Raw genomic sequence first — 803 nt, 5'->3', positions numbered from 1 at the left:
CACGTTCGGTGACCGTAAAGCCGAAACCAATTCCCTGCGCCCGCTGAGTGACCAGGCGCGTGCAGGAATACAGGCCGAAGTGGATGCCGCCGGGGTGCTGTTTGTGGACACCGTGGCCCGTAATCGCGGGCTGGCGGCTTCCGTAGTCAGGAACACCCAGGCGGCGTGCCTGCTGTCGGAGGAAGGGGTGAGGCTCGGTTTTGCTGATGCCGTGCTTTCCCCGGATGACGCATTTTATGAGCTGTTAACAACAACAGGAGTTAGTCATGTTTAAATTTGGACATTTTATCGGTAGAAAAGCCTCCCGCAGGGTGGAAGAGGATAACCAGGACGATCCGGAGCTGGAGGACGACAAACAGCCACAGGGTAAGACGCGTGGCCGTCGCGTGGATGATAATCCGGACGATCCGGATAACGACACCGACGCGAATGATGATCCTGAAGACCCGGACAAGCAGGGGCGTAAGGCGAAGAAAGCAAAAACAAAATCCCGCCGCGTTGATGATGATCCAGACGTGGATGGTGAAGAAGATGACGGCGACGATCGTGTGGATGACCCGGACGACAAACAGGCGAGAATGGACGAGCGTACCCGTTGTGCCCGTATTTTCAGTAGCCCTCACGCGGCCGGAAACACTGCGCTGGCGGCCAATCTCGCATTCAATACCGGGATGAGCTCCGCCGCTGCAATTCATGTGATGGCAAACACCGCCCCACCGGTTTCAGCACCTTCAGAGCCGCGCCGAATAAGTCTTGATGATCGGATGCGGGCGGAAAATCTGCCGAAACTTAAACAGGATACG

General features: G+C 56.9%; 2 protein-coding genes. Both read left to right on the top strand.

Annotation, left to right across the window (positions count from 1 at the left end):
• Positions 1-274: S49 family peptidase (locus tag DEO48_RS05360; protein ID WP_181366969.1), on the top strand; the 274-nt coding region annotated here is incomplete at its 5' end.
• Positions 267-803 (top strand): DNA primase (locus tag DEO48_RS05355; RefSeq protein ID WP_109844564.1); only part of this gene is annotated, 537 nt, incomplete at its 3' end. The genes DEO48_RS05360 and DEO48_RS05355, both read left to right, overlap by 8 nt.

The sequence above is a fragment of the Enterobacter sp. CGMCC 5087 genome (assembly GCF_003144775.1).
GTDB classification, from domain to species: Bacteria; Pseudomonadota; Gammaproteobacteria; order Enterobacterales; family Enterobacteriaceae; genus Enterobacter; species Enterobacter cloacae_M.
Note: the sequence above shows the minus strand (reverse complement) of the source record. Positions and strands in the feature narration are given on the sequence as shown.